Origin of the sequence: Nocardia sp. NPDC058497, assembly GCF_042720195.1 — a bacterium.
Taxonomy (GTDB): Bacteria; Actinomycetota; Actinomycetes; order Mycobacteriales; family Mycobacteriaceae; genus Nocardia.
Map to the genome: position 1 here is coordinate 1,183 of NZ_JBHXMY010000263.1, position 6,763 is coordinate 7,945.

Consider the following 6,763-nt stretch of genomic DNA (forward strand, 5'->3'; position numbering starts at 1 on the left):
ATCAGATCCCGGACTTCAACGGTAGCAAGCCGCTACCTCCGCTGGTTCACCTCCGCGCAACCACAGCGTTTTCCACGGCGTGGGCGCCCCAACCTCAGTTGAACGAGTCGCCGCAGGCGCAGGAGCCGGTGGCGTTCGGGTTGTCGATCGTGAAGCCCTGCTTCTCGATGGTGTCGACGAAGTCGATCGAGGCGCCCTGGATGTAGGGGGCGCTCATGCGGTCGACGGCCAGCTTCACGCCGGAGAACTCGACGACGATGTCACCGTCGAGGACGCGATCGTCGAAGAAGAGCTGGTAGCGCAGACCGGCACAACCACCCGGCTGCACGGCGATACGCAGGGCCAGGTCGTCGCGACCTTCCTGGTCGAGCAGCGCCTTCGCCTTGAGGGCGGCAGCGTCGGTCAGCGTCGCACCGTGGGTCTCGGTGGCGGTCTCGTTCTGCACAGTCATGGACACTCCTAAGTCGGCCGGCCCGTGAAACGGACCTCAGGTGCACAGCGCACGACTGATTTCAACACCATCGCGGCAGCTGCTATTCCTATTTTGCCACCCCCGCCACGCAGCGTGGATTCGACCTGGGTGGTTCGCCCCACAGTACCCGCCGGACCGGCGTGACCGGGGTCTCACAGTAGCGGCGATGAGACCGGGCGCACCGCGGACCGGACCGCATTTCCCGATGGTCGGCACCATCGAATAGCCTGGTGAACGTGAAATTGTTCCGTCGCGACGAGTCCAGCACCATCGACGAGTCCGTCGACCCCTCGGTGCCGGACGTCGAACAGACCGCTGCCGCACCCGCCTCCAACACCCCGGGCAAGGGTCGCCCGACGCCGAAAAGGCGTGACGCCGAAGGCAAACGGCGCGGCCCGGTCGCGCCCGCCCCGATGACCTCCAAGGAAGCCCGCGCCCGCCGCAAGGCCACCAAGGGCACCAAGGCAGACCGCAAGGCCGCCGCGGCCGACCGCCGCGCCGCCGTGCAGGATCGCCGCGCCAGGATGCTGGCCGGCGAGGACAAGTACCTGCTGCCGCGCGATCAGGGCCCGGTCCGCGCCTACGTGCGCGATCTGGTCGACGCGCGCCGCAACCTGGTCGGCCTGTTCATGCCGATGGCGCTGGTGCTGATCATGTCGATGTTCGTCGCGCCGGGTCTGCAGACCATCGTCACCCTCGCGATGCTGGTCATGATGGTGTTCATGATCATCGAGGGCTTCGTGCTCGGCAAGATCGTGAACAACCGGGTGATCGAGCGATTCCCCGACACCACCGACACCGGCTTCAAGCTGGGCTGGTACGCGTTCGTCCGCGCCTCGCAGATCCGCAAGATGCGCGCGCCCAAGCCGCGAGTCGGCCCCGGCGACGCCGTCTGAGTTCTCCCTGTCACGAATGCCGTTCCACCCGCCGGGTGGGGCGGCATTCGCGCGTTCAGTGGTGGCCGGGCCGGATGTAGTTCGCATAACCGGCGATGGCGGACAGTTCGGCGTCGATCCGCTGGGCGTCCCGGTCGACGACCCCGGTCGATCCGGCGGTACCGCGGCCGATGAGGACGGCGAGTCCGACGATGGCGGCGAGGACGATCAAGAAAGTAACCATGGCAGAAATTTTGCGCTCGCCGCTTTTCGGCCGAAAGTGGCTGTTCTGTCATTGTGCGTAAAGATTCAGCCAGATAGCATGGGGTGATGCTGTCGAAGGTCGCCGTCGTCCTCAACGACAAACTCGCCATGTTCGAATTCGGCGTCGTCTGTGAGGTTTTCGGGCTCGACCGCACCGCCGACGGCCTGCCCGGCTTCGACTTCAAGGTCTGTGGCACCACGCCCGGCAAGCCACTGCGCTCCACCACCCCCGGCGTCACGGTGACGCCCGAGTACGGCCTCGACGAGCTCGTGCACGCCGATCTCGTCGCCATTCCCGCCTTCCCGTTCAGCCTGGGCCACAGCTACGACGAGCGGGTCGTCGAGGCGGTCCGCGCGGCATCGGACGCGGGCGCGATCGTCCTGACCGTCTGCTCCGGCGCGTTCCTGGCCGGGGAAGCCGGGCTGCTGGACGGCCGCAAGTGCACGACCCACTGGCGCTACGTCGACATCCTCGCCGCCCAGTTCCCCGCCGCCACCGTCGACCCGGATGTGCTGTTCGTCGACGAGGGAAACCTGATCACCAGCGCGGGCACCGCGGCGGGCATCGATGCCTGCCTGCACCTGGTCCGCCGCGAGATCGGCACCGCCGCCGCCAACGGCATCGCCCGCCGCATGGTCGTCCCGCCGCAGCGCGACGGTGGTCAGCGCCAGTTCATCGAGCAGCCGGTCCCGGAATGCCGGTCCGAGGGCCTGTCGACCACCCTGACCTGGCTGACCGAGAATCTCGCCCACCCGCACACCGTCGACGAGCTGGCCGCCCGCTCGAGCATGTCCACCCGCACCTTCGCCCGCCGCTTCGCCGCCGAGACCGGCACCACCCCGGTCAAATGGCTCACCACCCAGCGCGTCCTGTTCGCCAAGCATCTCCTCGAGGCGACGGACATGCCGCTCGAGCGCATCGCCGACCAGTCCGGCTTCGGCTCCGGCGCCCTGCTGCGCCACCACTTCCAGCGCCAGGTCGGCATCGCCCCCACCGAATACCGCCGCCGCTTCGGCGCCCCTACCCCCGAGCCGGCTGCCGGCGACCGCCCCGAGCGTTGAGCGACACCACCACGATTCGGTCGGCGCGATTTTCCGCCCGAGCAGCACCAATCAGCAAGCCACGACCTACAAGTGGGAAACCTTCCTCACCCGCGAGCTGCCCGACTTCCTGGCCGGATACGGCGTCTCCCGCACCAACAACGCGATCGTCGGCGTCTCCATGGGCGGCAATGCCGCGCTGACCCTGGCCGCCCACCATCGCGACCAGTTCCGCTTCGCCGGATCGTTCTCCGGGTTCCTCAACCCGACCTATCCGATGTGGAACCAGGCCATGCGCGCCGCCATGCTCCACGAGGGCGGCTTCGATGTCGACGACATGTGGGGCGCCGTCGGCGATCCCACCTGGAGCCGCAACGACGCCACCGTCCAGGCCGAACGGCTGCGTGGCCAGCCCGTCTACGTCACCAGCGGAAACGGTGTCCCCGGCCCGCTCGACCTGCCGAGCGCCGTCGGCAACACGATCACCGCGGCCGGGATCGAAGCGTTCGCCGTGATCACGGCGAGCATCTTCCGCGACCGGACCGCCGCCCTCGGCATCCCCGCCCGCGTCGACTTCGGCAACGGCACCGACACCTGGCCGTACTGGCAGCAGTCCCTCGCCACCGCGCGCCCGATGATTCTGAATGCACTCGGGGCGAACTGACCGCGCTCAGCGTTCACTGATCGACAATCCGGCGCGTAATCCGACCACGAACCCGACTGGTGAACGGTCAGCGCAGCGCTTGCTACGGTGCTGGAATGCCAGTCAGCGTCACGCCTGTCCGTACCCTCGTCCTCGGCGGCGCCCGCTCCGGCAAGTCGGCCTTCGCCGAGAATCTGGTAGCCGACGCGCCCGCGGTTCGTTACCTGGCGACCGCGGTTCTCGATCCGGCCGACCATGATTTCGCCGAGCGGATCGCGGGCCATCGCGAGCGCCGTCCCGCGCACTGGTCGACCGTCGAGAACACCGAGCCCGCAACGGTTCTCGCCACCGAGGCGCCCGCGACCCTGCTCGACGACATCGGCACCTGGCTCACCGCCCGCCTCGACGCCCGCGCCGCCTGGGATGCCCCGCGCGGCACCGTTGCCCCCGACTGCGACGCGCTCGTCGCGGCCGTCGACGCCTACCGGCAGCGGCTGGTGATCGTCTCGCCCGAGGTCGGGATGGGTGTCATCCCGGCGACCCGCTCGGGCCGGTTGTTCCGCGACGAGATCGGCACGCTCAACCAGCGGCTCGCGCAAGTGTGCGACGAGGCTTTCCTCATCGTCGCCGGGCTGCCGGTCCGGCTGAAATGAGCCGGGTCGGTCGGCGCGACGCACCGTGATCCGGGCAAGATGAGCGTCGACACCAGGCACCACTGTCGAAAGGCTTCCCAGTGACTCATGGATTCGGACCTGTCGCGGCCCCGGACGCGCAGGTGCGCGCGGCGGCCGAGCAGCGCCAGACGCAGCTCACGAAGCCGGCCGGATCGCTGGGACGGCTCGAGACACTCGGCAACTGGATCGCGGCCTGCCAGGGTGTGTGCCCGCCCAAGCAGTTCGAGCGGGCCCGCGTAGTGGTGTTCGCCGGGGATCACGGGGTCGCCGAACACGGTGTCTCGGCGTATCCGAGCGCGGTCACCGGGCAGATGGTGGCCAACTTCCTGGCGGGCGGCGCGGCGGTGAACGCGCTGGCCGCGGTCGCGGGCGCGACGGTGCGGGTCGCCGATATCGCCGTCGCGGGTGACACCGATTCGTCTGTCTCCCAGCACAAAGTGCGCCGGAGCAGCGGCTCGATCGACCGCGAGGACGCCCTCACCGACGACGAGGTCACCGCCGCGCTGGCCGCGGGCCGCGCCATCGCCGACGAGGAAATCGACGCGGGCGCCGACCTGCTTATCGCCGGTGACATGGGTATCGGCAACACCACCCCCGCCACCGTTCTGATCGCCACCCTCACCGGCACCGAGCCGGTCGCCGCCGTCGGCCGCGGCACCGGCGTCGACGACGCGGGCTGGGCCCGCAAGGTCGCCGCCATCCGCGACGGCATGCGCCGCGCCCGTCCCGTCGCCAAGGATCCCGTCGACCTGCTGCGCGTCGCGGGCGGCGCCGACTTCGCGGCCATGACCGGATTCCTGGCCCAGGCCGCGACCCGCCGGACCCCGGTCATCCTCGACGGTGTCGTCGTCACCGCCGCCGCGCTGGTCGCCGAGGACATCGCCGCGGGCGCCAAAGAATGGTGGCTGCCCGGCCACCGCTCCACCGAACCCGCCCACGACCTGGCCTTGAAGCACCTGCGCCTGGAACCGCTGATCGACCTCGGCATGCGCCTCGGCGAGGGATCCGGCGCGCTCACCGCCCTGCCGATCCTGCGCGCCGCCGTCGCCACCCTCGCCGAGATGTCGACCTTCGCGGATGCGGGCGTCAGCACGGCCGACGAGCCGGACGCCATCGACCTGGTCAAGTGAGCTCGGGGCACGTCGTGAACAGCGTGCGGCTGGCCGTTTCCTGGCTCACCGTCGCGCCCATCAACGGGCCCGACACCGTCGATCGCCGGGCCGCGGGCCATGCCATCGCGCTCGCACCGCTGGTGGGCCTGGTGCTCGGCGGTCTCGCCGCGGCGGCGATGCGCTTGTCGGTCGCGGCCGGTCTCACCACCCTGCTGGCCGGACTGCTCACCGTCGGGATGCTGGCCCTGCTCACCCGCGGCATGCATCTGGACGGGCTCGCCGACACCGCCGACGGCCTCGGCAGCTACGGCCCGCCCGAGCGGGCCAGGCAGATCATGAAGTCCGGCGGGGCCGGTCCGTTCGGCGTCGCCGCGCTGATCTTCGCCATCGCGATCCAGGCCGGCGCGTTCGCCGCCCTCGCCGACGAGGGCCGCTGGCTCGCTATCGCGCTCGCCGTGACGCTCGGCCGGGTCGCCGTCGTTCTCGCCTGCCGGCGCGGCATCCAAGCGGCGCCGGACTCGAGTTTCGGCACCCTGGTGGCGGGCACCCAACCCCTCGCCCCGGTGCTGGTCTGGTCGGTACCGGCCACCGGCTGGTCGGTTTTCGCGGTCCCTGGCAACCTTTGGCTGGGCCCGCTCGTCACCGTCACGGTCCTCGCTGTGTCGGTGCTGATCACCCGGCACAGCGTCCGGCGATTCGGCGGATTGTCCGGTGACGTGCTCGGCGCTGCGGTCGAAATCACGGTTTCACTTGCGGCCGTTGGCTTCTCACTCGCAGGATAGAACGAGCCCCGCAATCTGAAACCTGCACTGATCATAATTCCGGGGCGCCGCCGGTTGTGTGGTCCCACAGACCGTCCGCTCATCGGTACTCGGGTGCTGCTCCAGCACACTGGTGGCAATACAGTGATGACATGTCTTCCGAACGCCTCTACTTCCGCCAGCTGCTGTCCGGCCGGGATTACGCCGTCGGCGATCCGATCGCCACGCAGATGCGTAATTTCGCGTATCTGATCGGCGACCGGGAGACCGGCGAGACCGTCGTGGTCGACCCCGCGTACAAGGCATCGGACCTGGTCGACGTCGCGACCGCCGACGGAATGACCGTCACCGGCGTCCTCGCCACCCACCACCACCCCGACCATGTCGGCGGCACCATGCTCGGTTTCACCCTCGGTGGCGTGCGCGAACTGCTGGAGAAGACCAGCGTCGCGGTGCACGTGAACAAGCAGGAACTGGACTGGGTCGCCCAGACCACCGGGATCGCGCCGAGCGAGCTGACCGGCCACGACAACGGCGACAAGGTCAAGGTCGGCGCGCTGGAGATCGAACTCCTGCACACCCCCGGCCACACCCCGGGCAGCCAGTGCTTCCTGTTCGACGGCCGCCTCATCTCCGGCGACACCCTGTTCGTCGACGGCTGCGGCCGCACCGACTTCCCCGGCGGCGACTCCGACGAGATGTTCCGCAGCCTGCGTCATCTGGCCGCGCTCGACGGCAACCCGGTCGTCTACCCCGGCCACTGGTACTCCGAGGCGCCCAGCGCCGAACTGTCTTCGATCCGCGACAACAACTACGTGCTGCGCCCGCAGACCCTGCAGCAGTGGCAGGCCTTGATGCCGGGCTGACAGACGAAGGAGCGGGCCCCGTTCGGGACCCGCTCCTTGTCGAATGCCTACACCG

The 6,763-nt window shown here is 69.5% G+C and carries 9 protein-coding genes; 7 read left to right on the top strand and 2 right to left on the bottom strand.

Features of this window, described 5'->3' with window-relative positions:
* Positions 1-94: 94 nt before the first annotated feature.
* A complete protein-coding gene (locus ACFWPJ_RS18365; protein ID WP_378852828.1) occupies positions 95-451 on the bottom strand; it encodes a HesB/IscA family protein in 357 nt (118 codons plus the stop codon).
* Between the two features lie 257 nt (positions 452-708).
* Between ACFWPJ_RS18365 and ACFWPJ_RS18370 the strand changes: the two genes are divergently transcribed.
* Entirely contained in the window at positions 709-1,368 is a 660-nt protein-coding gene (locus tag ACFWPJ_RS18370; RefSeq protein ID WP_378852830.1) for a DUF3043 domain-containing protein, read from the top strand.
* 55 nt (positions 1,369-1,423) lie between these two features.
* On the opposite strand, the gene ACFWPJ_RS18375 is transcribed toward ACFWPJ_RS18370, so the two are convergent.
* Entirely contained in the window at positions 1,424-1,591 is a 168-nt protein-coding gene (locus ACFWPJ_RS18375) for a hypothetical protein (RefSeq protein ID WP_378852832.1), read from the bottom strand.
* Positions 1,592-1,677: 86 nt separating this feature from the next.
* Between ACFWPJ_RS18375 and ACFWPJ_RS18380 the strand changes: the two genes are divergently transcribed.
* The 6 genes from ACFWPJ_RS18380 to ACFWPJ_RS18405 all read left to right on the top strand — a co-directional run bounded on the left by ACFWPJ_RS18380 (position 1,678) and on the right by ACFWPJ_RS18405 (position 6,708).
* Positions 1,678-2,673: a helix-turn-helix domain-containing protein gene (locus tag ACFWPJ_RS18380; RefSeq protein ID WP_378852834.1), complete on the top strand. Its 996-nt coding sequence runs from the start codon at positions 1,678-1,680 to the stop codon at positions 2,671-2,673.
* A gap of 28 nt (positions 2,674-2,701) precedes the next feature.
* Positions 2,702-3,316 carry an alpha/beta hydrolase gene (locus ACFWPJ_RS18385; protein ID WP_378852844.1) on the top strand — a complete coding sequence of 205 codons (615 nt, stop codon included), beginning with the start codon at positions 2,702-2,704 and terminating at the stop codon, positions 3,314-3,316.
* 95 nt (positions 3,317-3,411) lie between these two features.
* Positions 3,412-3,948: a bifunctional adenosylcobinamide kinase/adenosylcobinamide-phosphate guanylyltransferase gene (cobU, locus tag ACFWPJ_RS18390; RefSeq protein ID WP_378852836.1), complete on the top strand. Its 537-nt coding sequence runs from the start codon at positions 3,412-3,414 to the stop codon at positions 3,946-3,948.
* An 80-nt stretch (positions 3,949-4,028) separates the two neighbouring features.
* Positions 4,029-5,099 carry a nicotinate-nucleotide--dimethylbenzimidazole phosphoribosyltransferase gene (gene cobT, locus ACFWPJ_RS18395; RefSeq protein WP_378852838.1) on the top strand — a complete coding sequence of 357 codons (1,071 nt, stop codon included), beginning with the start codon at positions 4,029-4,031 and terminating at the stop codon, positions 5,097-5,099.
* Between the two features lie 14 nt (positions 5,100-5,113).
* A complete protein-coding gene (locus ACFWPJ_RS18400) occupies positions 5,114-5,863 on the top strand; it encodes an adenosylcobinamide-GDP ribazoletransferase (RefSeq protein WP_378852846.1) in 750 nt (249 codons plus the stop codon).
* 131 nt (positions 5,864-5,994) lie between these two features.
* Positions 5,995-6,708, top strand: a complete 714-nt coding sequence (locus ACFWPJ_RS18405; protein WP_378852840.1) for an MBL fold metallo-hydrolase — start codon at positions 5,995-5,997, stop codon at positions 6,706-6,708.
* The last annotated feature ends 55 nt before the right edge of the window (positions 6,709-6,763 follow it).